Raw genomic sequence first — 26,502 nt, 5'->3', positions numbered from 1 at the left:
CCAACAGCACACTGGAGTTCACCATGGCACGCATCATCGTCATCGGAGCAATGGGACATGTCGGCACCTATCTGGTGCCGCGCCTGGTCGAGGCCGGCCACGATGTCGTCGCCATCAGCCGGGGCAGGGCGCAACCCTACTCGCTGCACCACGCCTGGGGCGGCGTCGAGCACCAGATCATGGACCGCACCGCCATGGAGGCCGACGGCAGCTTCGGTCCGGCCATTCGCGCCCTCAACGGCGATATCGTCATCGACATGATCTGCTTCACCCTGCCCAGCGCCCAACATCTGGTGGAATCGCTGCTCGGCAATGTCGGCCATTTCCTCCACACCGGCACCATCTGGACCCATGGCTTTTCCACCGTGGTTCCAACACTGGAAGAAACCCCCAAATATCCCTTCGGCGACTATGGCGTGCAAAAAGCGGCCATCGAAACCTATTTGCTCGATCGCGCCCGTCGCGATAATTTCCCTGCCACCCTGATCCATCCCGGCCACATCGTCGGTCCCGGCTGGGCGCCGCTCAATCCCGCCGGCCACTTCAACCCTGCCGTGTTTTCCACCATCGCCCGGGGCGAAACGCTCGCGCTACCCAATTTCGGCCTCGAGACCGTCCACCACGTCCATGCCGACGATGTCGCCCAGCTGTTCATGCGCGCCATCGCCAATTGGAGCGCCTCGGTCGGGGAAAGCTTTCATGCCGTCTCATCCGGCGCGCTGACGCTGCGCGGCTACGCCGAACACATGTTCCGCTGGTTCGGCCACGAACCGGATCTGAGCTTCCAGCCATATGACACCTGGGCGGCCGCCCAGCCATCCGAAGATGCCAAGGCCACCTGGGAACATGTCGCCCGCAGCCCGAACTGCTCCATCGCCAAGGCCCAGCGCCTGCTTGGCTACGCGCCGCGCTACACGTCCTTGCAGGGCATCGAGGAGGCGGTCACCTGGCTGATCGCCGACGGGCAGGTGGCCCCGCCCGCCAAATAATTTGGCGCCCCCTCTTTGATTCGTCACACGCCGCGTCTAGACAGGCGGCAACAGCGCGCAATGCCAGCCGGAAGGGGCTTTCCATGTCTTCGATCATCCACGTCCAAGGCCGCCAGATTTACGACAGCCGCGGCAATCCCACGGTCGAAGTCGATGTGGTGCTCGACGATGGCAGCTTCGGCCGCGCCGCCGTGCCCTCGGGCGCCTCCACCGGCGCCCACGAAGCCGTCGAGCTGCGTGATGGCGGCAAGTCCTGGCTCGGCAAGGGCGTGACCCAGGCCGTCGAAAACGTCAACTCGGTGATTTTCGAGGAAATCCAGGGCCTCGACGCCCTCGACCAGCTCGGCGTTGACCAGGCCATGATCGAGCTTGACGGCACGCCCAACAAGTCGCGCCTGGGCGCCAATGCCATTCTGGGCGTCTCGCTCGCCGTCGCCAAGGCCGCCGCCGAGTCCAGCGAACTGCCGCTCTACCGCTATGTCGGCGGTCCCAATGCCCACATTCTGCCGGTGCCGATGATGAACATCATCAATGGCGGCCAGCACGCCGACAATCCCATCGACATGCAGGAATTCATGATCCTGCCCGCCGGTGCTGAAACCCTGGCCGACGCCGTCCGCATCGGCTCGGAAATCTTCCACACCCTCAAGAAGGGCCTGTCCGCCGAGGGCCACAACACCGCCGTCGGCGACGAAGGCGGCTTCGCCCCGAACCTGAAATCGGCCGAAGAAGCCCTGGGCTTCATCATGACGTCGATCGAAAAGGCCGGCTACCGCCCGGGCGAGGACGTGTTCCTCGGCCTCGATTGCGCCGCCACTGAATATTACAAGGGCGGCAAATACGCCATGGACGGGGAAGGCAAGTCGCTCTCCTCCGACGAAAACGTCGCTTTCCTCGCCGATCTTGCCGCCCGCTTCCCCATCGTGTCCATCGAGGACGGCATGGCCGAGGACGATTGGGAAGGCTGGAAAGCCCTGACCGACGCCATCGGCAAGACGGTCCAGCTCGTGGGCGATGACCTCTTCGTCACCAATACCGAGCGCCTCGTCTCCGGCATCAAGATGGGCGTCGCCAACTCCATCCTGGTCAAGGTCAACCAGATCGGCTCGCTCAGCGAAACCCTCAACGCCGTCGACACCGCCCACCGCGCCGCCTACACTTCGGTGATGTCGCACCGCTCCGGCGAAACCGAAGACTCCACCATCGCCGACCTCGCCATCGCCCTCAACTGCGGCCAGATCAAAACCGGCTCCCTCTCCCGCTCCGATCGCCTGGCCAAATACAACCAGTTGATCCGCATCGAGGAGCAACTCGGCTCGTCGGCGAAATATGCGGGGTATTCGGTGGTCAAGGGTCGGTAATCCCACAGATTGAATGACAAAGCCCGGCATATTCGCCGGGCTTTTTTTGTCACAGCTCCATCAGTCTTCACCCCTCTCCCCTTGTGGGAGAGGGACAGAGTTTCCGCGTTCAGCGGAAACTCAGGGTGAGGGGTCCTGCGCCCTCCCATGCTTCAGTGCGTAAGCAAGAGACCCCTCATCCGCCCTTCGGGCACCTTCTCCCTCAAGGGGAGAAGGCCGACAACTGAAGCACAGCGCTCCTACTGAAACGCCGTCTCCGCAAAACTGCGCAGCTTGATGCCGGGCTTTTTTGGCTGAGATAACCCGCCATCCTGCCACGCCCTCGTGGTTCGAGGGTCGCTGCGCTCCCACCTCACCATGAGGGCTACTGTTAAATCACCGTTTTCCAGTAGCCCTCATGGTGAGGTGCGAGTTCTTACGAGCCTCGAACCACGAGGGCGTGCCCAGCCTACTGAAACGCCGTCTCCGCAAAACTGCGCAGCTTGCGCGAATGCAGCCGTTCCGCCGGCTGGTCGCGCAAGATCTCCATTGCCCGCAGCCCGATCAGCAGATGCCGGTTAACCTGCGTGCGGTAAAAATCCGACGCCATCCCCGGCAGTTTCAGCTCCCCGTGCAACGGCTTGTCCGACACGCACAACAGCGTCCCATACGGCACCCGGAACCGGAACCCGTTCGCCGCGATCGTCGCACTCTCCATATCCAGCGCCACCGCGCGCGACTGGCTGAGCCGCTGGGTGATCTCGGTCTGGTCGCGCAGTTCCCAATTGCGGTTGTCGAACGTTGCCACCGTCCCAGTACGCATGATCTGCTTGGTTTCCAGCCCCTCGAGCTGGGTCACCTCTTCCACCGCCTGCTCCAGCGCCACCTGCACTTCGGCAAGCGCCGGGATCGGCACTGACAGCGGCAGGTCGGCGTCAAGCACATGGTCCTCGCGCACATAGGCATGCGCCAGCACATAGTCGCCCAGTTCCTGCGAATTGCGCAGGCCCGCGCAGTGCCCCAGCATGATCCAGGCATGCGGCCGCAACACCGCAATGTGGTCGGTGATGGTCTTGGCGTTGGATGGCCCGACGCCGATATTGACCATGGTGATGCCCCGGCTGCGCCCCGCCGTCAGGTGATAGGCCGGCATTTGCGGCGTCCGCGCCGCCGCCGTTCCAGTCACCGTGCCGCCCAGCCGCGCATTGGTAGTGATGACATTGCCCGGCTCGATGAAGCTGTCGTAATGGGCGTGCCCCGAGCGCATGTATTCCTTCGCCACGCGGCAGAATTCGTCGATGTAAAACGCGTAATTGGTGAAGATCACGAAATTCTGGAAGTGCTGCGCGTCGGTACCGGTATAGTGGCTCAGCCGATACAGCGAATAATCGACGCGCGGCGCCGTGAATGCGGCCAGCGGATACGGCCCCCCCTTGGGCGGTACGAACGTCCCATTGGCAATTTCATCGTCGGTATTGCCGAGATCGGGCGCATCGAACACGTCGCGCAGCGGAATATTGAGCGCATTGAGCGCCTCGCCATCCACCCGGTCACTGGCCGCGACCGCGAAGTGCAGCGGGATCGGCGTGTCGGACTCCCCGATGTCGATGCTGCCCCCGTGATTCTTCAGGATCACCGTGAACTGCTCCTGGAAATACGTGCGGAACAGATCGGGCGCCGTCACCGTGGTGCGATAGAGACCCGGCGTATGCAGGTAGCCATAAGGCAGGGTCGAGGCGCTTTTCCCGTAGCTGGTCGAGCGCACCTCCACCTGCGGATAACACGCCCGCACCTTGCCGTCCGGCACGATTCCCCGCGTCAAGGCGCTCAGATGCCCCCGAATGAAATCGGTATTGCGGTGATAGATTTCCGCCAGATACGCCCAGGCTTTTTCAGGATCGGTGAAGGATTGCTTTTCGAGGCGCGGCGGGCTGATCGTGGTCATTCGTGTTCTCGTTTACGGGCCCCGGATTGAGCCCCCCGTCTGGTGGGAATTGTCGTCGTGATACCGCCATGCCATGACAGCTTATCGGCGCAGGGGCAATTGCGGCCCGGCACGATGCGCCTTTTCACACTTCGGTGAAGGCCACTGGTCCCGCCGCAATTGCCCACCATCTTGATGGCAGTTCACGGGACACGCAAGCGACCCATGCAGCCGGTGAACGAGGGCGTTTCGCCTGCCGCTTGTCCCCCAAGCCCTCAACAGTGCGGTGGGCGAAGGCCCAAGGGCTGCAATGACAGAAATGCCATTGCAGCCCTTTCCCTTTGCGACCACCATACTGCCAGCGGGCATGGACGACGCCCCCGCTTTTCCCTATGACAACCCGGCATGCCTGGAACGTCCCCGGTTCCCCGGCTGCGCGCGACCCATGTCCAAGGAGCATGCCATGCCCGCCAGCATCATCGACGGCAAGCTGTTCGCCGAAGGCCTGCGGTCTCGCATTGCCGGCCATGTGGCGCGGCTGAAATCCGACCATGGCATCACGCCGGGCCTTGCCGTCGTCATCGTGGGCTACGATCCGGGCAGCCAGGTCTATGTGGCGCAAAAGGCCAGGCAGACCGTCGAAGTCGGCATGCACTCGGAAAAATACGAGTTGGCTGAAACGGCGAGCGAGGCCGAGGTGCTGGCCTTGGTCGAAAAACTCAATGCCGATCCGGCCATTCACGGCATTCTGGTGCAATTGCCGGTGCCCGACCACATCGACCCCAAAAAGATTATCGAAACCATCGACCCGGCCAAGGACGTCGATTGCTTCACCCCCGCCAGCGTCGGCAAGCTGGTCATCGGCCTGCCGGGCCCGGTATCCTGCACGCCTTTGGGATGCCTCATGTTGCTGCGCGATGCGCTGGGCGATCTGTCTGGCCTGCATGCCGTCGTCGTCGGACGCTCCAACCTTGTGGGCAAACCGATGGCGCAACTGCTGCTGCGCGAAAGCTGCACCGTCACCATGGCCCATTCCCGCACCAGGGATTTGCCCGCCATTGTCCGCCAGGCCGATATCGTCATTGCCGCCGTCGGTCGCCCCGCCATGATCAAGGGTGACTGGATCAAGCCGGGCGCCACGGTCATCGATGTCGGTATCAACCGCATCGCCGCGCCCGAACGCGGGGAGGGCAAGACGCGCCTGGTCGGCGATGTGGATTACGCCACCGCCACCGAAATCGCTGGCGCCATCACCCCGGTGCCGGGCGGCGTCGGTCCGATGACCATCGCCTGCCTCCTGGCCAACACCGTCACCACCGCCTGCCTGATCAATGGTCTCGTGCCACCGGACGATCTGACCGCATGATCGGCGATGACCACGATCCCGGCGGCAAGGTCCGTCTGGCGCTGCCGCCCGGCGTGCAGGGCGACGCCGTCTTCAGCGACCACCAGCATCGCCAGATCATGCGGCGCTGGACCGGCGAACACTTCCCGCCGCGCTACAGCCTGTTCATCGGCATGAATCCCAGCACCGCCGATGCCGGTGTCAACGATCCCACCTGCGCCCGCGAATGGAATTTCAGCCTGCGCGAAGGCTTCACCGGCATGATGAAGGGCAATGTCGGCGACTACCGCGCCACCGACCCGAAGGCGCTACTGGGACCGGGCGTCATCGCCTCATCGCCCGCCAACCTGCCATCCCTGGTCGCCGCCGCCAAAGGCGCATCGCTCGTCGTCCTCTGCCACGGCAAACTCAACCGCGCCCTGCTCGCGCCGGCGCGCGAACTCGTCACCGCCCTGCGCCACCACGCCGTCCCCATCATGTGCTTCGGCACCAACGCCGACGGTTCGCCAAAGCATCCACTGTATTTGCGGCTGGATACTCCGTTGGTGGAATACGAAGGGTAGGAACCCCTCATACGCCCTTCGGGCACCTTCTCCCACGAGGGGAGAAGGGGGCGCGGTGGTTGGCTTGAATTCAGAGCCACCCCTCTCCCCTTGTGGGAGAGGGACAGCTTGCGACGCGTCAGCGGAGCAAGCAGGGTGAGGGGGCTCTTAAGCCACCCCCACCAGATAAAACCGCCGCGCCACCGTATGATCCCGCAACGCCGTCGCCTGCAATTTCCCCGTCAATGCCTCCACCACCTTGCCCGGTTCAACCACTGCCGACGCATCGACCACCACGCTGGTGAATGCCGGCCGCAACCCGAGCCGCACTTCCTCCAGCAAGTCGAACAAGATCGCCCGCACATCCCCGCGCCCGGCGCATGCCAGGCAGGCAACCCCGTCCGCATGCCCGTGTCCGGTATTGGCCGCCAGCCGCACCAGCGCGGTGCTGCGATCGAGCGGCACCAGCCGCCGCGCCTCGGTCACCAATGTAACCGGAATGCGCCCGGCCTTGCGTTGCTCCGAAGCATCCATCACTCCGCCGCCGCCACGGCCGGACCCGGAATATAATTCAGGATCGGCGCCAGCCAGCGCTCCACCTCGGCGACACCCATGCCCTTGCGTTCGGCATAGTCGAGCACCTGGTCATGCTCCACCTTGGCCACTCCGAAATAATAGCTTTCCGGATGCGCCAGGTAGATGCCCGATACCGACGAGCCCGGCCACATGGCAAAGCTCTCCGTCAGCGTCACGCCCGCCTGGGTCTCGGCATCCAGCAAGCGGAACAGCGTGGTCTTTTCGGTATGGTCGGGCTGCGCCGGATAGCCCGGGGCAGGGCGGATGCCGCGATAGTTTTCGCCGATCAGTTCCTCTGGCCGCAGCCCCTCGTCGCCCGCATAACCCCAGAACTCGCGGCGCACCCTTTCATGCATCTTTTCAGCAAAAGCCTCGGCAAACCGGTCCGCCAGCGCCTTGACCAGGATCGAGGAATAATCGTCGTTCTTCTGCTCGAACTTTGCCGCGATCGCTACTTCCTCGATTCCGGCGGTGACGACGAAGCCGCCGACATAATCGGGTTTTCCGCTCTCGACCGGCGCCACGAAGTCGGCCAGCGCCATGTTCGGCTTGCCATCGCGCTTGCTCAATTGCTGGCGCAGCGTGAACAGCGTCGCCAATTCGCTCTTGCGGCTTTCATCGGTGAACAGACGAATATCGTCGCCCACCGCATTGGCCGGCCAGAACCCCAGTACCCCGCGCGGCTTGAACCATTTTTCCCCGATCACCTGCCCGAGCATGGCCTGCGCATCGGCAAACAATTGCCGCGCCGCCTCGCCCTGCTTGGGGTCCTCCAGGATACCCGGATAGCGGCCCTTGAGCTCCCAGGTCTGGAAAAACGGCGTCCAGTCGATATACTTTGCCAATTCCCCAAGGCCGAAATCCGCATCGGTAAACGTCCGCGTTCCTAAAAAGCGCGGCACGGGCGGGTTATAGCCAGCCCACTCCGGCCGGAACCCATTGGCCCGCGCCCGCGTCAGCGGCAAACGCTGCTTTTCCGCCTCGGCCCGCTCATGCGCCGCGGCCGCCTTGGCATATTCCGCCCGCACATTTGCGATGAACGCTACCTTGGTATCGGGCGATAACAGGTTCGACACCACGCCCACCGCCCGGCTGGCATCGTTCACGTAAACCGTCTGCCCGGCCTGATAGCGCGGGTGGATTTTGACCGCGGTATGCACCCGGCTGGTCGTCGCCCCCCCGATCAGCAGCGGAATGTCGAACCCTTCGCGCTCCATCTCGCCGGCGACATGCGCCATTTCGTCCAGCGACGGCGTGATCAGGCCCGACAGCCCGATGATATCGACATTCTGCTCCCGTGCCGTCTGCAGGATTTTAGCGACCGGCACCATCACGCCCAGGTCGATGATCTCGTAATTGTTGCAGGCCAGCACGACGCCCACGATGTTCTTGCCGATATCATGGACATCGCCCTTCACCGTCGCCATCAGGATCTTGCCCGCGCTTTGCCGCTCGCTGCCGCCGCCATTGGCCAGCTTTTCGGCCTCCATATAGGGAAGCAGCAGCGCCACGGCCTGCTTCATCACCCGCGCCGATTTCACCACCTGCGGCAGGAACATCTTGCCCGCGCCGAACAGGTCGCCTACCACGCTCATCCCCGCCATCAGCGGTCCCTCGATCACGTGCAGCGGACGCTCCGCCCCCTGGCGCGCCTCCTCGGTATCGGCATTGATGAACTCGGTAATGCCGTTGACCATGGCATAGCCGATCCGCTCCGCCACCGGCTTGTCGCGCCAGCTCAGATCCTTGGCCGCCGCCTCCTTGCCGCTGGCGCCGCGATATTTTTCCGCGATCTCCAGCAGCCGGTCGGTCCCGTCCGGACTTCGATTGAGGATCACGTCCTCGCAGGCATCGCGCAATTCCCTGTCGATGGATTCATAGACCGCCAACTGCCCGGCATTGACGATGCCCATGTCCATGCCGTTCTGGATGGCATAGTACAAAAACACCGCATGCATCGCCTCGCGCACCGGCTCATTGCCGCGAAACGAGAAGCTCAAATTTGAGATCCCGCCCGAAATATGCACATGGGGCAGGGTGTCGGTGATCTGGCGCGTCGCCTCGATGAAGTCGACGCCGTAATTGTTGTGCTCCTCGATCCCTGTCGCCACCGCGAAGACGTTCGGATCGAACACGATATCCTCGGGCGGAAAGCCGATCCCGGTCAGCAGTTTGTAAGCCCGCGTGCAGATTTCGACCTTCCGCGCCAGCGTATCGGCCTGGCCCTGCTCGTCGAACGCCATCACCACCACGGCCGCGCCATAGGCGCGCACCAGCCGTGCCGATTTGAGGAACGTTTCTTCGCCTTCCTTCATCGAGATGGAATTGACCAGCGCCTTGCCCTGTACGCACTTGAGCCCGGCCTCGATCACCTCCCATTTGGACGAGTCGATCATGATCGGCACCCGCGCGATATCGGGCTCGGCGGCGATCAGGTTGAGGAACTCGACCATCACCGCCTTGGAGTCGATCAGGCCCTCGTCCATGTTGACGTCGATGATCTGCGCACCGTTTTCCACCTGCTCGCGCGCCACGGCCAAAGCCGCCGAATAATCGCCTGCCGTGATCAGCTTGCGGAACCGCGCCGAGCCGGTGACATTGGTGCGCTCGCCCACATTGACGAACGGGATTTCCTTGGTCAGCGTGAACGGCTCCAGCCCCGACAGCCGCATCTGCGGCGCGATCTCGGGCACCTGGCGCGGCGGATGTGGCCGCACCGCCGCCGCGATGGCGCGGATATGGTCCGGCGTCGACCCGCAGCAGCCGCCCACGATATTGATCAGACCCTCGGCCGCGAAGCGTCCCAATTGCGCCGCCATGAGTTCGGGCGTCTCGTCATAGCCGCCGAATTCATTGGGCAGCCCGGCATTGGGATAGGCGCAGACGAACGTGTCCGCGACCGCCGAGATTTCTGCAATGTGGCCCCGCAGCAGGTCCGCACCCAAGGCACAGTTCAGCCCGATCGTGAACGGCGAAGCATGGCGCAACGAATACCAGAACGCCGTCGGCGTCTGTCCCGATAGCGTGCGCCCCGACAGATCGGTGATCGTCCCCGAAATCATGATCGGCAACCGGATGCCCTTTTCGGCAAACACCTCCCCGGTCGCGAACACCGCGGCCTTGGCGTTGAGCGTGTCGAAAATGGTCTCGATCAGGATGATGTCCGCGCCGCCATCGATCAGGCCGCGCAATTGCTCGCCATAGGCCAGGCGCAACTCGTCGAAGCTGACTGCCCGGAACCCCGGATTGTTGACATCCGGCGAGATCGACGCCGTGCGATTGGTCGGCCCCAGCGCCCCGGCCACGAACCGGCGCACCCCGTCCTCCGCCGTCGCCCGGTCCAGCGCGCGCCGGACGATCCGCGCACCCTCGAAATTCAGTTCATAGACGATCGCTTCCATGCCGTAATCGGCTTGGGCAATGCTGGTGCCGGAAAACGTGTTGGTTTCCACGATATCCGCACCGGCCTTGGCATAGGCATAATGGATGTCCTCGAGCGCCTCGGGCTCGGTCAGGATCAGCAGGTCGTTGTTGCCCTGCAGCGGCTTTTGCCAATCCTTGAACCGGTCGCCGCGGAAATTGTCCTCGGTGTAACCGAGCCGCTGGATCATCGTGCCCATGGCGCCATCCAGGATCAGGATGCGCTCGCGTGCCGCCGTCGTCAGTGCCGCGAGGATTTCCGCGCCATCGAGGCGGGCAGGGGATGAAGGGGAATTGGCGTCACGCATCGTCCGTTCCTGTCCGCTTGTTCTCGTCGAGCACCAAAGCAATCATATAAAGATATCTTTATGTCTTCCAACTTGCAAGCACCGCCACATGCCGCCAATTGGCCGCAAATGCGATGCTCGACGCTAACACTTCGTTCCCTTTAACTGAACTGAAACCCAAAATGGGTTCCCTACGCGCGGGGGAACCGGGCCTGGGCTATTGTCCTGGCTCCAGCAGATAAGAGCGTATGACTTTGAGCATTCCGACCGCTTCCTGGCGCCACGCCGCCCGCCTCCTCGCCCTCGCAACGCTGCTTGCTCCCATGCTCGCAGCCTGCGGTGGCGGCGGTCTTGGCGCTACCGTCAAGCGCGGCGCCTTCTCCTCGTCCGAATATGGCGTGAAGGTGTCGCCCCGCGTCACCAACAATCCCAATCCCCCCAAGGGTGGCGGGCGTTACCAGGTCGGCAAGCCATATACGGTCCGCGGCAAGGTCTATACGCCCACCGAGGATCCCAACTATGCAGCCAGCGGGGAAGCCTCCTGGTACGGCTCCGATTTCCATGGCCGACGTACCGCCAACGGCGAAATCTTTTCCGCCAACGCCATCACCGGCGCGTCCCCGGTCTTGCCGCTGCCCTCCTATGTGCGCGTCACCAATCAGGAAAACGGCCGCTCGCTGATCGTCCGCGTCAATGATCGCGGCCCCTACATGCCCGGCCGCATCATGGACCTGTCCCATCGCGCCGCCGAAATGCTGGGCTATGTCAACAACGGCCACGCCCAGATTGCGGTCCAATATGTTGGCCGTGCCCCCCTTGAAGGCGACGACACCCGGATGCTGGTCGCCAGCTATGACGGCCCCTCCGATTTTGGCCGCGGCAGCACCACGCGTCTTGCCAGCAACGACACCACCAACAGCATGGCCGACATGGCCACCAATTTCCTGGGCAACCTGTTTTCCTATGCCGATACCTCGCCCGAACAACAGGATGTCGCCATCGAAACCGCCCACGCCGCCGTCGATGCCATGGCCACCCGCTCCCCAGCCCTACAAGACTGGGTCGACTCGGTCGATCTAGACGCGCGCGATATCAAGCTGGGCCTTGGCGTCTTTGCCAACCAGGACAATGCGATCGAGCTGGCCGAGCGTTTCGCCTTCCTCGGCGCTGTCGATGAAGAAAACGTGATGGTCAATGGCGCTCCGGCCACCCGCCTGACCCTGACGCATCTCAAGCCCGGCGTGGCGCGCACCGACGCGCTCGATCTCGCCCGCGAACTTGGCCTCAACGACATTATTGTCTATTAGTTCGGTATCCGGCGACGCGACGCCGCCGGCCCACCCCTGACGCAATGAGGACGATCGTGAAACGGCTGCTCCAGTTTGCCTTTGCGATCCTGCTCCTGACCGCGCCGGCCTTCGCCCAGGCCGATTTCGACACCAAGGCCAGGTTTGTCATCCTGATGGACGAGGCCTCCGGCACGGCGATCTTCCAGAAGGACGCCGACCTGCCGATGGAGCCGGCCAGCATGGCCAAGCTGATGACCATCGCCGTGGTGTTCAATGAAGTCCGCTCCGGCCGGGTCAAGCTTACCGATGAGTTCTTCGTCTCCGAACACGCCTGGCGCACCGGTGGGGCCGCATCGGGCGGCTCCACCATGTTTGCCGACCTGAACTCCAAGATCAAGGTCGAAGACCTGGTGCGCTCCGTGGTCATCCAGTCCGGCAATGACGCCGCGATCGTCCTGGCTGAAGGCATTGCCGGCTCCGAAGGCAGCTTTGCCAATATGATGAACGATCTTGGCCAGCAGATCGGCCTTGAAGACTCCCACTTCACCAACCCCACCGGTCTGCCGGACCCGGACATGCATGTCACGGCCCGCGACCTGGCCGATATCGCCCGCTACCTCATTCGCGAATTTCCCGAATATTACCATTACTTTTCCGAGCCGGAGATGGAGTGGAACGGCATCAAACAGCTCAATCGCAATTCGCTGGTGGAGCTGGGCATCGGTGTTGACGGGCTCAAGACCGGCCATACCGAGGCGGCCGGCTATGGTTCGGTGATCTCCACCGCTGAAGGCGGCCGCCGCCTCATCGCCGTCCTGCATGGCCTGACCTCGATGGCCGAACGCACCGAGGAGGGCCGCAAGCTGATCACCTGGGGCGCCCGCGCCTTCGAGCGCGTCTCGGCCTTCCCCGAAGGCCACGTCATCGGCTATGCCAATGTGTACGGCGGCGCCAGCGGCAGCGTTGGCCTTGTCGGCGATGGCGAAGTCGCCCTTTATTTGCCGCGCGGCTCGCGCCGCTGCCTGCAGGCAGCCATCGTTTACACCGGTCCCTTGCTGCCGCCCGTCACCCAGGGCGACCAGATTGCGGAACTGCGCGTTTTTTGCGATGACAAACTCGTGCAGACTGCGCCGCTGTTCGCCGCTCAAAGCGTGGAAGAAGGCGATATCGTGCGCCGCGCCACCGATGCGCTCAAGCAATTGGCGCTGGGCTGGCTGTAACCGAGGATACGATACCCCGATGCTTGACGCCTCACAGGCCAGCCGCGCCCGCTTCATCACCTTTGAAGGTGGCGAAGGCGTCGGCAAGTCGACCCAGGTCAAGCGCCTCCTGGCCAATCTCGCCAATGCAGCGATCGATGCCGTGCGCACCCGCGAGCCCGGCGGCACGGCCAAGGCGGAAGCGGTGCGCTCGTTCATTTTGCAGGGCCGCTCCGAAAGCTGGGGGCCGGGCGGCGAGGCGGTGCTGTTCGCGGCCGCCCGCCTCAACCACGTCAACGAACTGATCGCGCCCAATCTGGCCGCCGGCCGCTGGGTCATCTCCGACCGCTTCCATGACAGCACCCGGGCTTATCAGGGCCTGACCGGCGGCGTCGACGACAAGCTGATCGTTGCCCTCGAAACTCTGGCTCTGGACGGTCATGGACCAGACCTCACCATCATGCTCGACATGGATCCTGAAATCGCCTTCAAGCGCGTCGCCCAACGCGCCATCGAGGACGGGCTGGCGCTGACCGGTGATCGTTTTGAAAAAGAAGACATCGACTGGCACAAGCGCTTGCGCGCAAGCTTTCTCGCCATCGCCCGCGACAATCCCGACCGCTGCGTCGTCATCTCTGCCGAACAAAGCGAGGACGCCCTGGAAGCCGCAATCTGGAGCGTGGTCAGCGCCAAATTCCCCGAGCTTGCGGGCAGGGCGCGCGCGTGAGCGAGACCGAAGGCCTGGACGATGTCGCTGCGCCCGAGCAGCATGGCCTTCTTTGGGGCCACGAGTCTGCGCGCCTCGCACTTCTCGACCGGCTCGACAAGCGCCGGCTTCCCGGCGCCGTCCTGCTGCATGGCCCCCAAGGCATCGGCAAGGCAACGCTGGCCTTTTACGTGTCCCGCCTCATCATCGCGGCCACCGGCGACGAAGACGCCCATCGCGTTGATGACCAGGTCGCGGCCGGTGCGCATCCCAATCTGTTCGTTTTGCGCCGAACCCTCAACAAGGCCGGCACCAAGCTGAGCACCGTCATCACGGTCGACCAGGTCGCCCGGCGGCCAGACGGGGATCGGCACCCATTGCGCGATCGCCTGCATCAGACGCGCGGGCGCGCGGGCCACCGCATCGCCATCATCGACAGCATCGATGATTGCAACAGCGCTGCCGCCAACGCCCTGCTCAAGATACTGGAAGAGCCGCCCGCCGACACCACCTTCTTCCTGATTTCCCATCGTCCCGGGCAATTGCTCCCCACCATCAAGTCGCGCTGCCACAGCCTTGGCCTGCGCCCCCTGGCCGACGCCGATGTCCGCGCCGTGCTGGCCAGCCAGCGACCCGACCTCGCCTCCGACCAGAGCGAGCGTGCCGTCCGGCTTGCAGGCGGGCGGCCCAGGCGTGCTTTTGAAACCCTCGCATTGGGGCGGGACACCGCATTGGACGCCCTCCAGGCCTGGCTGACCGCGCCTGCCGCCCATCCATCCAGCGTCCATGTCAAGCTCGCCGAAGCCTTGGGCGCCGATGCGCAAAGCCCCGAAATGTCCTTCGCCCGCGAACTGCTGAGCGATTGGCTGGCTGGCGAAGCGCATGCCGCTGCCCTGCAACCCGCTGCCCGCTATCGCCTTGCCTCCGCCAACGCACTATGGGACAAGGCACAAGCCCTGCTTGCCGAGGCCGACAGCATCAATCTGGACGCCAAACAGACGCTCGTCGCCATCTTCGACGCGATCAGAAGGCACATCGAGACCACCACCCCCGTTTCCATCGAGCCCTGATGTCCGCCAAACCTTTCTACGTGACGACCGCGATCTCCTATCCAAACGGCGCCCCCCATATCGGCCATGCCTACGAGATGATCGCCACGGACGCCATCGCCCGCTTCAAGCGGCTGGAAGGGCGCGAGGTCTATTTCCTGACCGGGACGGACGAGCACGGCATTAAGATGGTGCAGACGGCGGCCGCGCAGGGCATCACGCCGCGTGAACTGGCCGATCGCAATGCCGGCGAATTTCGGCGGCTTGCCGAAGTTCTGGATATCTCCAACGACGACTTCATCCGCACCACCGAGCCGCGCCATCACAACGCCAGCCAAGCCATCTGGCAGAAGATGGCGGCGCGCAACAATGGCGACATTTTCCAGTCGACCTACAAGGGCTGGTACTCGGTGCGCGACGAAGCCTATTTCGATGATGACGAACTCACCGAAAAGGACGGCAAGCGCTTCGCGCCCTCGGGCGCCGAAGTCCAGTGGGTCGAGGAGCCGACCTATTTCTTCCGCCTCTCGGCCTATCAGGAGCGGTTGCTGGCTCTGTACGAAGCCAATCCCGATTTCATCGCGCCCCGCGAGCGGCGCAACGAGATCATCTCCTTCGTCAAGGGCGGCCTGCAGGACCTCTCGATTTCGCGCACCACATTCGATTGGGGCATTCCGGTACCCGACGCGCCCGGCCACGTCATGTATGTCTGGGTCGATGCGCTGACCAACTACATCACCGGCGTCGGTTTTCCCGATGAGCAGAGCGAGTTGTTCAAGAAGTTCTGGCCGGCCGACCTGCACGTCATCGGCAAGGACATCATCCGCTTCCACACCGTCTATTGGCCCGCTTTCCTGATGAGCGCGGGCATCGACGTGCAGCATCGCGTATTCGCCCATGGCTTCCTGACCGTCGACGGGCAAAAGATGAGCAAGTCGCTGGGCAATGTGGTCGATCCCTTTGCACTGGCCGAGGAGTTCGGCGTCGATCAGCTGCGCTATTTCCTGTTGCGCGAAGTGTCCTTCGGCCAGGACGGCGACTATAGCCGCGACAAGCTGGTCAATCGCGTCAACGCCGACCTCGCCAATAACCTCGGCAATCTGGCGCAACGCTCGCTATCGATGATCAACAAGAACTGCGATGGCAAGGTGCCCGAGCACGGCCCACATTCAGCCGAGGATCTGGCCCTCATCCGCGAGGTCGACGAGGCGCTCCAGGTAGCCCAGCGCGCCATGGACGCCCAGCTCGTCCACGAAGCCGCCGGCGCCATCATCGCCGCCCTTAGTTCCGCCAACAACTACTTCGCCGGCCAGGAGCCCTGGGCTCTCAAAAAAACCGACCTCACCCGCATGGCCACCGTGCTCTACATCACCGCCGACACCGTCCGCCGCCTGACCATTCCAATGCAGGCCTTCGTACCGCGATCGGCCGAAGCGCTGCTGGATCAATTGGGCGTTCCCGCCGACCAGCGCACTTTGGCGGACGCCGGCGTGTCGGATCGTCTGGTGCCCGGAACCGATCTTCCGGTCCCCCAAGGCGTCTTTGCCCGCCTCGAGCGCAAGGCCGAATGAGCCATGCTGATCGACAGCCACTGCCATCTCGATTTCGACGCGCTCGCCGGTGACATCGACGGCGTCCTGAGCCGCGCCGCTGCTGTCGGCGTTACCGGAATGGTAACAATATCCACGCTTGTGGATAAGTTTTCCACATACGCGGCGATAGCGGAACGTTACCCGAACGTCTGGTGCTCGGTCGGCACCCACCCGCACAATGCCGACCAGGAATTGCACGTTCAAACCGACGATCTGGTCCGGCTCTCCGCCCATCCGCGCTGCGTTGCCATCGGCGAGGCCGGCCTCGACTATTTTTACGATAACGCCCCGCGAGAGGCCCAGGCCACGGGCCTGCGCCGCCATATCGCCGCTGCCCGGATCACCGGTCTTCCACTGGTTATCCACAGCCGCAAATGCGACGACGAGATGGCCGCGATCCTCCGGGACGAAGCCGGGCAGGGGGCCTTCCCGTTCGTCTTGCACTGCTTCACCGCCGGTCAGTCCCTCGCCCGTACCGCGCTCGATCTGGGCGGCTATATTTCTTTTTCCGGCATCATCACCTTCAAGAACGCCGAAGACATCCGCGACGTCGCCAAATTTGTCCCCGAAGACCGCTATCTCGTTGAAACTGATGCACCTTATCTCGCGCCAATACCGCATCGCGGCGAATCCAACGAACCGTCCTTCGTGCGCCATACCGCCGAAAAACTGGCCGATCTGCGCGGCGTGAGCATCGACGTCCTGGGCGCCCAAACCACGGCCAATTTTGCCCGTCTGTTCTTCAAGACTGGGCTGGCCTAGGCCGTGTCAAGCGCCCAGACCATCATTGCCACCATACTCGGCTGCGGCTCCTCGGGCGGCGTGCCGCGCATCGGCAATATCTGGGGCGATTGCGATCCCGCCGAGCCGCGCAACCGCCGCCGCCGCTGCGCACTGCTGCTGGAGGGTTGGACCGACGGCGTGTCCGAACCTACCCGGATCCTGATCGACACCGGCTGCGACCTGCGCGAACAGTTGCTGGATGCCAATGTCGGGCGCGTCGACGCCGTCCTTTATACCCATGAGCATGCCGACCATACCCACGGCATCGATGACCTGCGCGTGCTGGCCCTCAACGACCGCAAGCGCGTCGACGTTTACTTCACCGCCGCGACCGGTGCCCGCATCCGGCAAGCCTTTGGCTATTGTTTTTCCGCGCCGCCCGGCAGCGACTATCCGCCTATTCTGACCGCCCATGAAATCGAGCCCGGCGCCGTGTTGTCGGTCGATGGCCCCGGCGGCGCCATCACCGTCGACGTGTTCGAACAAACGCATGGGACCATTACGTCACTCGGCTTTCGCGTCGGCGACTTTGCCTATTCCTGCGATCTGTCCGCCATTCCGCTACACTCCGACGCCGCCGTATCGGGCCTTGCATTCTGGGTCATCGACGCGCTGCGCCCTGGGCCGCATCCCAGTCATCTGAGCCTTGCCGAAACCCTGGGCTTGATCGAACGCTTCGCGCCGACCCGGTCCGTGCTGACCAACATGCACATCGACATGGACTACCAAACGCTCCGATCGAGCTTGCCCGCCCACGTCGACCCAGCCTTCGACGGCATGCGCATCGACGTCATCGCAGGCACGATCATCAATCCCTGACGCCACTTATCCCCAGGCCACGCAGCTGCACTAAGATGGGCATCGAAGGCGGCCCAATGATCCTTGCAGCGGTCAACCCTGGGTGCTGATTCAGCGAACCGCCTAAGACCCGCCAAATTCCGACACTTCCATACATCAAAGGTTCCATAATATATATTATGCGAATTTCCATGATGGCGGAGTGCGGCCTGTAACGGCCACCAGATGGATTGCTAGCCTGTACCCCAGCGGCCCGGTCAGCGTTGGTTCAACTGTCGAAACTGGCTCGGCGTCATGCCCTCTCGCCGTTTGAACAGGCGTGAAAAATAGTACGGGTCGCTAAACCCGGATGCTTCCGCAATAGCGGCGATCGGCAGCGCGCTGGTGGCCAGCAGTTCCTTGGCGCCGTCGAGCCGCTGCCGCAGTTGCTCCGCCTTGATCGAGGTTCCCAATTGCTGCCGCGCCCGTCGCCGCAGCGTCGAAGCCGGAATGCCGCTGCGCCGGACGATTTCGCTGACACTCAGCCGCGCGTCGACTTCGGCCAAGGCGGTATGGCCGTCCCGCTTGGCCGAACCTGGCGGCTGATTCGCCAGAAGCAGCAGCAGGCCGAGCACATCGGCACCGGCGATCGCCGTGGTCATCGTAGTCTGCCCGACAAAGTGGCCGCGTATAGCGCTCATCGCCGCCTCGAGCGCCGCCGGCCTGGTGATCGGCACGACAGGCGTGTCCGGTGAAGGAACCAGGTCCGCAGCGCCCTGCTCCAGCCAGATGCCCTCGATCAGCACCCAATGTTCGCTCCAACCGCTCGCATCGGGTGCGTAGCTATGCGCAATCCCAGGGTGCAGCCAGAACGCGACGGGTCCCTCCAGCGAGCACTTGGGCTGCCGTTCCGACCAGAACCAGCCCTTGCCGCTTGAGACCACGACGACGCCATAACCCGGCAAGCGCCGGTTGAGACAAGGCCGGCTGGCCCGTTGCGAGCCAATGCCCGTACAGTGGATCGGAAACGATCGAAACGGCTCGGCAATGGATCGATACCGCGCAAGCGCCATGGCTCGAGACTACCCAAAGTGAGCAATAAGTCCAGTTGAGCGACCAGATCATTGGCTTGGCAAGGCAACAGGCATACTGATCGGTTGAAAACCACGGGGAGAGTATCATGCCGACAGCCGAGCTGCACCAGTCACCGTCTTTGCCCGCATTGCACTCCAACGGCGTGCCCTTGAGCAACGCCCCCTCGCGGCTCGGCTGGCTGCCCGCGACCCGCCCGACAACCCCGATGCCTGAACTGCGCCGGCAATTCCACGAACAGGGTTGTCTGCTGGTCAAGGGACTGCTCCCCCGTGCCGACATATTGTCTCATCGCGCCGAGTTCTTCGCCTTCATGGCCGCGGCCGGCATTCTGGAGCCTGGCACCGACCCGGCCGACGGAATCTGCCGCCGCGACCCCCAGGCCGAACCCCTGGCACGCAAGCTGCTGATGGAATGGGTCCGCTCCGCGCGCTATGAAAAATTCTGCATGCACGAGCGTCTCGTCGGCTTCATGGACGATTTTCTCGAAGGCCTGTCCTATCTGCATAAGCGCAAGATCATCCGCTACACCCGCCCCCGCGATGCGGCGAGCACCGGCGCGCACTATGATCTGGTCTACATCCGCGGCGGCACCGAACGCCTCGTTACCGCCTGGATTCCCATCGGCGACGTTCCCGTCCACATGGGCGGCCTGGTCTATCTGGAAGGCTCGCACACCCTTGGGCGCACGATGGAGGCAGAATTTGCCGCCGCCAATGCTGATCTCACTCCCGATGAACGCGTCAGCGCCTACAATAAAAACATGGCTGCCGGCGGCTGGTTGACCAAGAACCTGGCCGAACTGGCCGACAAGTTCGACGCCCGCTGGCTGATGGCCGATTATGAGGCCGGCGATGTCATGCTGCATTCGCCCTACATGATCCATGCCGCCACTGCCAATGAGGCCACAGATGGCCGCATGCGCCTGTCCACCGACATTCGCTACCAGCGCGTCAGCGACGAAATCGATGCCCGCTGGGCCAATCACTGGTCACTGGACGACATGCTATAGCGGCCTTGCTAAGCTTGGCGGACCGATTCTGTAGTCGAGTTCGCCATGCAGCCCTCCCGCGATATTTCCCGCCTGATCGACATCATGGCCGCTCTGCGCAATCCCGTTGGCGGCTGCCCCTGGGATCTGGTGCAGGATTTCTCCACCATCCGCCACTACACCATCGAAGAAGCCTACGAGGTCGCCGACGCCATCGAACGGCAGGACTTTGCCGATCTGCGCGAGGAACTGGGTGACCTGTTGCTGCAGCCGATCTACCACGCGCAGATGGCCAGCGAGGCCGGCCACTTCGATATTGGCGACGTCATCTATGCCATTACCGACAAGCTGATCCGGCGTCACCCGCATGTCTTCGGCGCTCTTGAAGCCAATGATGCCGATGCGGCGCAGAGCCGCTGGGAGGCCATCAAGGTCGAGGAGCGCGCCGCCAAGGCCGCCCGCAAGGGGGATGGCCTGCCCTCGGTTCTCGACGACGTGGCCAACACCCTGCCCGCCCTGGCTCGCGCCGAAAAGCTCACCAGGCGCGCGGCACGCGTCGGCTTCGACTGGCCCGATCTGGCCGCCGTCAATGCCAAGGTCAGTGAGGAGCTGTCCGAGGTCATGGACGCTGCGGCCTCCGGCAATGAGGCGGCCACCCATGAGGAAATCGGCGATCTCCTCTTCGCCGTTGCCAACCTGGCCCGCCATGCCGGCGTCGACGCCGAAGCCGCCCTGCGCGACGCCAATCAAAAATTCACCCGCCGCTTCTACCACGTCGAAGCCCGTGCCCGCGAGGATGGCGTTGCAGTCGAGGCGGCCGGCCTGGAGCGGCTTGATGGCTATTGGAATGAAATCAGGGCTGCAGATAAGACGAGCTAGCAGTCAGCACCTAACCGGCCGACGGCAGATCAAGCTCAGTCGAAAATGCTAGTTTTCGAGAACCGGACCGGAGCGTACTTTCAGGTACGTGAGGACCGGAAGCGCAGAAAACTGGTATTTGCAGACCAGCATCATCTGCTCGGCGACCGGTTAGGCGTCGGAACTCTCGATGCGCCCGTTGAACCGCTCGAGGAACGCCGTTTTTTGTCTCGGCTCGACACGCACCACGAAGCCGCTGCCTTTTTCGGTCGGCTCATCGCGGGTGATGATTTCGGCATGCGAGTGCAGCCAGCCGATATCGGCGCCGGCGGCATGTGGCACATGCACATGATAGGTCCGGCTCTTGTCGGCCAGTCCCGCCTCGATCGCCAGCTTCAGGGCATCGAGCCCCTGCCCGGTCTTGGCCGAAACTGGCACGATCGCCGCAACCTTCCCCGTCGGCGTCGCAATATTCAGCAGGTCATCTGGATCATCGGTCGCCGGCAGCAGGTCAACCTTGTTCCACACCTCGATAATGGGAGTAGTCTCGGCCGAAACGCCAAGATCCCCAAGCACCTTGAGCACGTCCAGCGCCTGCGCCAGGTGGTCGTCATTGGCGACGTCGCGAACATGCAGGATGATGTCGGCGTCAACGACCTCTTCGAGCGTCGCGCGGAAAGCTGCCACCAGGTCGGTCGGAAGGTCGGCAACGAAGCCAACCGTGTCGCTCAACATCACCTCGCGCCCGTGCGGCAGTGCCAGCTTGCGTAACGTGGTGTCCAGCGTGGCGAATAACAGGTCCTTGGCAAACACCCCTGCCCCGGTCAGCGTATTGAAAATGCTCGACTTGCCGGCATTGGTATAGCCAACCAGCGCCACCACCGGGAACTTGGTGTCTTCACGTTTGCCGCGCTGCTGGGCGCGCACTTTGCGCACTTTTTCCAGCCGCTCCTCCAGCAGTACGATACGGTCGGTGATCTGGCGGCGATCGCTTTCGATCTGGGTCTCACCGGGACCACCCATGAACCCGTAGCCGCCGCTGCCGCGCTGGCGTTCAAGATGGGTCCAAGAGCGCACCAGCCGGCCCTTCTGATAGTTCAGATGCGCGAGTTCAACCTGCAGCACGCCTTCACGCGTCGCTGCGCGCTCGCCGAAAATCTCCAGGATCAGCGCCGTGCGGTCGAGCACCTTGGCGCCGGTTTCCTTTTCCAGATTGCGCTGCTGGATGGCCGTCAGCGCTGCGTCCACGAGCAGCAGGTCGATGTCTTCGCCCTTGACGCGACCAGCCAGCATTTCGGTATGCCCGCCCCCGATAAACGTTGCGGGCTTGACCTCGCGAACCTTGACGATCTCGGAAAAAACCACCTCAAGCCGGATGGCTTCCGCCAAGCCCTCGAACTCCGCCTTGCGGGCATCGATGCTGTGCTGGGAAAAACTGCCGCGCACATCTGGCACCACCAGGCCAACCCGCGTGGGATGCTCGCGCTGATCGATGAAGGCCTTGGGGCCGCCCGGTTCGGCAGCCGTATCGTCATTCTCGTCCATTGTCGAAATCAGTCGCTGTCTTGGTTCTGCTCGGGGTCGAACAACTGGATCGGAGCGCCGGGCATGATGGTCGAGATGGCATGCTTATAAACCAGTTGCGACTGCGCATCGCGCCGCAGGAGCAGGCAGAAATTGTCGAACCAGGTAATAACCCCCTGCAGTTTGACACCATTGACGAGAAAAATCGTCACCGGGACTTTTTGCTTGCGAACATGGTTGAGGAAGGAGTCTTGCAGATTTTGCTGCTTCTCGCTGGGCATTGAGGCCTCTTTTCGCGGCATTGGATACCGCTGTTATAATTGCCTGGGAATGCCAGGTCTCTCGGAGGCAGCCGCCCTGCCCCCTTGGTCCAATAGACCCTTGTCACTATTGCACAGAAGACTTTTACTGCCTACCCGCGCCTGGTGCATGGCACGGGCGATATTTCGGCAGGTTTAAAGACCCAGCGACTTGATCTTGCGGTGCAATGCACTGCGTTCCATTCCAACGAACTCCGCCGTCTTGGAAATGTTCCCGCCGAACCGTTCGATTTGGGCCACCAGGTATTGCCGTTCGAACACCTCGCGGGCGTCGCGCAATGGCAGGCTCATCAGATGAGCCGATGCGTCGGTGTCTCCCACAGTGGGCAAGACCTCGCCGATATCGGACGGCAGCATCGCTGCGCTGATCACCCCGTCTTCAGGCTGCTGGTCCTTCATCAGGATCAGCAGGCGTTCGATCGAATTGCGCAATTGCCGGGCATTGCCGGGCCATTCCTGCGCCTGCAGCACCGCCATGGCATCGTCGCCCACCGCCAGGCGCTGCAAGTTATGCATGCGGCAAACCTGGTCGATGAACACGTTGACCAGCGGCGGCACGTCCTCGCGGCGTTCCTTGAGCGGCGTCAGCGGCAGCGGCACGATCGACAGCCGGTGAAACAGGTCCGACCGGAATTCGCCCGCCTCGATCTGCGCCGCCACGTTCTGTGAACTGGCGGCGATGATGCGCACGTCGATGGGCACCGCCTGGGTGCCGCCAACCCGCGTGAAGCGGTTTTCCACCAGCGTGCGCAGCAGCGCCGTCTGCGTCTGCGCCGGCAGCGTCGTCACTTCCGATAGATAGAGCGTGCCGCCATGCGCCTTTTCCAGCGCACCGACCTCGGCCCGCAACGTGCCGGTCTTCTCGCGCACTTCGCGTCCAAACAGCGCCACCGGCACTTCCTCGGGCGCATAGAGCGATGCATTGATCTCCACGAACGGCGCATCGGTGCGCGGACTGCGCTGATGGATCAACCGCGCCACCAACCCCTTGCCGGCGCCCGAAGGCCCGGAAATGAAGATGCGCGAATTGGTCGGCGCCGACTTGTCGATCACCCCCCGAACCTGTTGCAGCGCCGGAGACGTTCCCACCATGTCCCCGTTCTTGGCGGATGAGCGCTCCTTGAGCTCCGCCACCTCGTTGCGCAGCCGTGTAGCCTCCATCGCCCGCTGCGTAATATGCAGCAGCCGGTCGATCTGGAACGGCTTTTCGATGTAGTCGTACGCCCCGCGCCGGATCGCCGAAACCGCGGTCTCCACATTGCCATGGCCCGAGATCATCACGACCGGCATGTCCGGATGCTGGCTCTGGAACACATCCAGCAATTGCAACCCGTCCAACCGCGAGCCCTGCATCCAGATGTCGAGAAACACCAGGCTCGGCCGCCGGCGCGCAATTTCGTTAAGGCCGCTATCAGCGTCGTGGGCTTGGCGGGTTTCAAAACCCTCATCTTCCAGGATACCGGCGATCAGGTCGCGGATGTCGTCTTCGTCATCAATGATCAGAATATCGAGTGCCATTATTTATGAACGACCGCTGCAAGCAGCGGCTCCTCCGTTTGAACCGGCCCGGCGTCTGTCTGGTTGGAAGCAGTGTCGCGAATTGCCCTGAAAGGTGCCGTCAGCGGTAACGTAAAGGTAACGCAAGCGCCAATACGGCCATCATTGTCAGGCTCCGCATCGACCAGTTCCACCAGGCCTCCATGTTGCTCGATAATCTTGGCGACGATGGCAAGGCCAAGCCCCGTTCCCTTCTCGCGCGTGGTCATATAGGGCTCGAGCAGCCGCTGCCGATTATCCTTTGGCCAGCCCTTGCCATTGTCCGACACGGCGATCCGCGCATGATTGCCTTCCACCTGCCCCTGCACGATGATAGCCGGCCGATATGCTGCGGATAATTCCACACTCTCAAAAGCTTCCACGGCATTTTTTATCAAATTTGTCAAACTCTGGTAAATCAGCCTGCTGTCGAAATAGGCGTAGATCGGCGCTTCGGGAAGGTCGGTATGGATCGAAATTTCTGGCAGCCGCACGCTTTCCAGAAACACCGCCTGCCGCACGGTATCGCTGAGATCCGCCATTTCCGGTGCCGCTTCGGGCATCCGTGCAAACGCCGAGAATTCGTCCACCATGCGGCCAATATCGCCCACTTGCCGCACAATCGTGTTGATGCATTTGTCAAATACATCGCGATCGTCGTCCAGTCGTGTACCATAACGTCGCCGCAGGCGCTCGGCCGACAATTGTATCGGTGTCAGCGGATTCTTGATCTCATGGGCGATCCGCCGAGCCACGTCGGCCCAGGCACTGGTCCGCTGTGCCGATTCCAGGTCGGTAATATCATCGAATGTCAGCACGTAACCTTTGGACTCCGCCATCGAGCCTTCGCGGGTCAGCTGAACCTGGTAGGTTTTTCGGTCGGTTTCGTTGCCCAGATAAATCTGGTCGCGCACCTGCCCGCGCCGCGCCGACCGCGCCCGCTCCAGGATTGGCGCCAACTGCGGCATAACCTCCTCGATCGGCTCGCCCATCATGGCAATTTCATCACGGCCCAGCATTTCGGTGGCACGTGGATTGACTAGCGTCACCGCGCCAAACGGATCCAGTCCGATAATGCCTGCCGACACCCCTTCCACCACCGCCTCGGTAAACTGCCGGCGCTTCTCGTTCATTTCGCTCGCGGTCAACAGGGCTTCGCGCTGGTTCTTTAACTGCTGCGTCATCCGATTGAAACGATTTGATAAATCCCGGAAGTCACCCCGCCCTTTTAGGACTGGGACCTGCACGTCCAGATCGCCCTGGCTGACGCGGTTGGACGCAATCATCAAATTTCGGATGGGATCGACGAACCGGTTCGCCAGGGCTATCCCGATCCACAGCGCCGCCAGCAACAGCACCGCCGCCAGCCCCACATACATGATCGTAAAGGTGATTTGGAACACCAACCGGTTAGACGCGTACTGGCGGTATTCGGTAATGTTCTGGTCGGTCAAACGCATATATTCGAGCACTTCCGGATCGACCGGCCGCGCCACGAAAAGGTATGTATTATCATAGCCGCGCAGCTTGACCACCGAGCCCACATTCTTGGTTTGACCCGGCGCGATCGCTGTCGGAATACCTTCCACGACCCCTTGGGCCACCCCTTGCGGTAGCTTCGGATAGGCGCCCTGCACGTTGATCTGGGCGCGCATCAGCGTATCGCCATCCTCCGAGATCAACGACGTAAACGGCAGGGACCGCGTCACGGCCAGAGCCGTCAAAATGCGCTGAAAGCGCTCACGATCGGCTTCAAAAGTGCCGCGCGCCTGCTCCAACTCGGTCGCAACCCAGATGATGTCGTCACGCAGGACCTGCGCATGCTCTAGCATATAGGAGCGGGCCACCAGCCGCGAGCTTTCCACCATGGCGCGCGTCCGCTCCGAAAACCACTGGTCCAGACCCTGGTTCAGCGTGATGGTGGCCACGATGGCCACAATCACCGCCGGAACCGCCGCTGCCAGGGCGAACATCGTCACCAGGCGAATCTGCAGGCCCGCGCCGGCCTGCTGCTGCATCCGCGCCTGGAACAGCAATGTCGCCTCGGTCAGCACCAGGGCGATCATCAGCAGCACCAGGATACCGGTCACCACCCAGATAACGGTCCACATCTCGGCCGACGGCTGCACGGTAGTCGCGCCGGACAGCACCAGGAACGAGATCGAGGACATCAGCACCGATGCCAGCACGACCACGAAGCCCAACACGCGGAGCGCACGATTGTTTTGGCCGACAAAGAACGTCAGCCGCCCACTCGCGACTTTTGCCTCCGTTACCGGATGGCTCAATTCGGCGCTTGGCGTTATATCGTCGCTTATGCCCAAAGCCAAATGACGGCCTCCGCAGGGGACAGCAAAGTCTGA

The 26,502-nt window shown here is 62.9% G+C and carries 21 protein-coding genes; 13 read left to right on the top strand and 8 right to left on the bottom strand.

Annotation, left to right across the window (positions count from 1 at the left end; genetic code table 11):
- Positions 1-23 precede the first annotated feature (23 nt).
- Complete coding sequence (locus ACFE8X_RS08010) at positions 24-989, top strand: NAD-dependent epimerase/dehydratase family protein (RefSeq protein ID WP_375450934.1); 966 nt, start codon at positions 24-26, stop codon at positions 987-989.
- Between the two features lie 83 nt (positions 990-1,072).
- Complete coding sequence (gene eno / locus ACFE8X_RS08005; RefSeq protein ID WP_375450933.1) at positions 1,073-2,350, top strand: phosphopyruvate hydratase; 1,278 nt, start codon at positions 1,073-1,075, stop codon at positions 2,348-2,350.
- 448 nt (positions 2,351-2,798) lie between these two features.
- Here eno and ACFE8X_RS08000 read toward each other — a convergent pair whose 3' ends face one another.
- Positions 2,799-4,274 (bottom strand): AMP nucleosidase, encoded by a 1,476-nt coding sequence (locus tag ACFE8X_RS08000; protein ID WP_375450932.1) that lies wholly within the window; start codon positions 4,272-4,274, stop codon positions 2,799-2,801.
- 442 nt (positions 4,275-4,716) lie between these two features.
- Here ACFE8X_RS08000 and ACFE8X_RS07995 point away from each other — a divergent pair, with 442 nt between their 5' ends.
- Positions 4,717-5,619 carry a bifunctional methylenetetrahydrofolate dehydrogenase/methenyltetrahydrofolate cyclohydrolase gene (locus ACFE8X_RS07995; RefSeq protein WP_375450931.1) on the top strand — a complete coding sequence of 301 codons (903 nt, stop codon included), beginning with the start codon at positions 4,717-4,719 and terminating at the stop codon, positions 5,617-5,619.
- Positions 5,616-6,161, top strand: a complete 546-nt coding sequence (locus tag ACFE8X_RS07990; protein ID WP_375450930.1) for a DUF1643 domain-containing protein — start codon at positions 5,616-5,618, stop codon at positions 6,159-6,161. Before ACFE8X_RS07995 ends, ACFE8X_RS07990 begins: the two co-directional genes overlap by 4 nt.
- A 147-nt stretch (positions 6,162-6,308) precedes the next feature.
- On the opposite strand, the gene ACFE8X_RS07985 is transcribed toward ACFE8X_RS07990, so the two are convergent.
- Together ACFE8X_RS07985 and metH are read right to left on the bottom strand one after the other, a co-directional pair.
- Positions 6,309-6,677 carry a hypothetical protein gene (locus ACFE8X_RS07985; protein WP_375450929.1) on the bottom strand — a complete coding sequence of 123 codons (369 nt, stop codon included), beginning with the start codon at positions 6,675-6,677 and terminating at the stop codon, positions 6,309-6,311.
- The gene (gene metH, locus ACFE8X_RS07980) at positions 6,674-10,444 is read right to left on the bottom strand and encodes a methionine synthase (RefSeq protein WP_375450928.1); all 3,771 of its coding nucleotides are present in this window, start codon (positions 10,442-10,444) and stop codon (positions 6,674-6,676) included. Before metH ends, ACFE8X_RS07985 begins: the two co-directional genes overlap by 4 nt.
- A gap of 233 nt (positions 10,445-10,677) precedes the next feature.
- Here metH and ACFE8X_RS07975 point away from each other — a divergent pair, with 233 nt between their 5' ends.
- Genes ACFE8X_RS07975 through ACFE8X_RS07945 form a run of 7 tightly spaced genes read left to right on the top strand, consistent with a single transcriptional unit; the run spans position 10,678 to position 17,860 of the window.
- Complete coding sequence (locus ACFE8X_RS07975) at positions 10,678-11,730, top strand: septal ring lytic transglycosylase RlpA family protein (RefSeq protein WP_375450927.1); 1,053 nt, start codon at positions 10,678-10,680, stop codon at positions 11,728-11,730.
- Between the two features lie 56 nt (positions 11,731-11,786).
- On the top strand, positions 11,787-12,932 hold the full coding sequence (locus ACFE8X_RS07970) for a D-alanyl-D-alanine carboxypeptidase family protein (RefSeq protein ID WP_375450926.1): 1,146 nt from the start codon (positions 11,787-11,789) through the stop codon (positions 12,930-12,932).
- Between the two features lie 19 nt (positions 12,933-12,951).
- On the top strand, positions 12,952-13,638 hold the full coding sequence (gene tmk / locus ACFE8X_RS07965; protein ID WP_375450925.1) for a dTMP kinase: 687 nt from the start codon (positions 12,952-12,954) through the stop codon (positions 13,636-13,638).
- Complete coding sequence (locus ACFE8X_RS07960) at positions 13,635-14,687, top strand: AAA family ATPase (protein WP_375450924.1); 1,053 nt, start codon at positions 13,635-13,637, stop codon at positions 14,685-14,687. The genes tmk and ACFE8X_RS07960 overlap by 4 nt, the downstream gene beginning before the upstream one ends.
- Positions 14,687-16,237: a methionine--tRNA ligase gene (gene metG / locus ACFE8X_RS07955; RefSeq protein WP_375450923.1), complete on the top strand. Its 1,551-nt coding sequence runs from the start codon at positions 14,687-14,689 to the stop codon at positions 16,235-16,237. Before ACFE8X_RS07960 ends, metG begins: the two co-directional genes overlap by 1 nt.
- Positions 16,238-16,240: 3 nt before the next feature.
- Positions 16,241-17,020, top strand: coding sequence for a TatD family hydrolase (locus tag ACFE8X_RS07950; RefSeq protein WP_375450922.1), 780 nt, complete (start codon positions 16,241-16,243; stop codon positions 17,018-17,020).
- 3 nt (positions 17,021-17,023) lie between these two features.
- Positions 17,024-17,860, top strand: coding sequence for an MBL fold metallo-hydrolase (locus ACFE8X_RS07945; RefSeq protein ID WP_375450921.1), 837 nt, complete (start codon positions 17,024-17,026; stop codon positions 17,858-17,860).
- A 236-nt stretch (positions 17,861-18,096) separates the two neighbouring features.
- Here the strand turns inward: ACFE8X_RS07945 and ACFE8X_RS07940 are convergent, their stop codons facing one another.
- Positions 18,097-18,891 (bottom strand): AraC family transcriptional regulator, encoded by a 795-nt coding sequence (locus tag ACFE8X_RS07940; RefSeq protein ID WP_375450920.1) that lies wholly within the window; start codon positions 18,889-18,891, stop codon positions 18,097-18,099.
- A 107-nt stretch (positions 18,892-18,998) separates the two neighbouring features.
- Between ACFE8X_RS07940 and ACFE8X_RS07935 the strand changes: the two genes are divergently transcribed.
- Together ACFE8X_RS07935 and mazG are read left to right on the top strand one after the other, a co-directional pair.
- Entirely contained in the window at positions 18,999-19,922 is a 924-nt protein-coding gene (locus ACFE8X_RS07935; RefSeq protein WP_375450919.1) for a phytanoyl-CoA dioxygenase family protein, read from the top strand.
- Between the two features lie 45 nt (positions 19,923-19,967).
- Positions 19,968-20,780 carry a nucleoside triphosphate pyrophosphohydrolase gene (gene mazG, locus ACFE8X_RS07930; protein ID WP_375450918.1) on the top strand — a complete coding sequence of 271 codons (813 nt, stop codon included), beginning with the start codon at positions 19,968-19,970 and terminating at the stop codon, positions 20,778-20,780.
- Positions 20,781-20,930: 150 nt separating this feature from the next.
- Here mazG and hflX read toward each other — a convergent pair whose 3' ends face one another.
- The 4 genes from hflX to ACFE8X_RS07910 all read right to left on the bottom strand — a co-directional run bounded on the left by hflX (position 20,931) and on the right by ACFE8X_RS07910 (position 26,427).
- Entirely contained in the window at positions 20,931-22,304 is a 1,374-nt protein-coding gene (hflX, locus tag ACFE8X_RS07925) for a GTPase HflX (RefSeq protein WP_375450917.1), read from the bottom strand.
- A gap of 8 nt (positions 22,305-22,312) precedes the next feature.
- On the bottom strand, positions 22,313-22,564 hold the full coding sequence (gene hfq / locus ACFE8X_RS07920) for an RNA chaperone Hfq (RefSeq protein ID WP_046138466.1): 252 nt from the start codon (positions 22,562-22,564) through the stop codon (positions 22,313-22,315).
- Between the two features lie 174 nt (positions 22,565-22,738).
- Complete coding sequence (locus ACFE8X_RS07915; RefSeq protein ID WP_375450916.1) at positions 22,739-24,121, bottom strand: sigma-54-dependent transcriptional regulator; 1,383 nt, start codon at positions 24,119-24,121, stop codon at positions 22,739-22,741.
- Positions 24,121-26,427, bottom strand: a complete 2,307-nt coding sequence (locus ACFE8X_RS07910) for an ATP-binding protein (RefSeq protein ID WP_375450915.1) — start codon at positions 26,425-26,427, stop codon at positions 24,121-24,123. Before ACFE8X_RS07910 ends, ACFE8X_RS07915 begins: the two co-directional genes overlap by 1 nt.
- Positions 26,428-26,502: the final 75 nt, after the last annotated feature.

Origin of the sequence: uncultured Devosia sp. (assembly GCF_964244875.1) — a bacterium.
GTDB lineage: Bacteria > Pseudomonadota > Alphaproteobacteria > Rhizobiales > Devosiaceae > Devosia.
The sequence above is the reverse complement of the archived record's forward strand: the minus strand, read 5'-3'. Positions and strand labels throughout refer to the sequence as shown.